1 pseudogene is annotated in these 473 nt (G+C 60.3%); it reads left to right on the top strand.

The features are described 5' to 3' along the window. A pseudogene (locus tag AC1D0P_RS29030) lies at positions 1-473 on the top strand (hybrid sensor histidine kinase/response regulator); the annotation flags it as partial.

The following is a 473-nucleotide window of genomic DNA, read 5'->3' as shown; positions in this document are numbered from 1 at the left end:
GTGGGGCGATCACGCTCTCCTATGGCACCACCAATGCCATTTTCGCCATCATCGCCGCCTCGATCCTCTTGCTCCTGATCGGTATTCCGATCAGCCGCTACGCCATCCGTCACGGCGTCGACATCGATCTGCTGACGCGGGGCGCCGGCTTTGGTTATCTCGGCTCGACGGTGACGTCGCTGATCTATGCGAGCTTCACCTTCATTCTCTTTGCCATCGAGGCGTCAATCATGACCGGGGCGCTGGAGCTGGTGTTCGGCATCCCGCTCTGGATCGGTTATATCGTCAGCGCCGTAGCGGTGATCCCGCTGGTGACCTATGGAGTGAGGATGATCTCGCGCTTCCAGCTGATCACCCAGCCGGTCTGGATCGTGCTCAATGTCTTGCCGTTCATCTTCATCGCCACGTCCGACTGGTCGAAAATCCAGTTCTGGCTCAGCTTTGCCGGCCGGGGGCACCAGTCGGGCGAGCTC

The sequence above is a fragment of the Polaromonas sp. P1_G2 genome, from assembly GCF_056405515.1.
The sequence above is the reverse complement of the archived record's forward strand: the minus strand, read 5'-3'. Positions and strand labels throughout refer to the sequence as shown.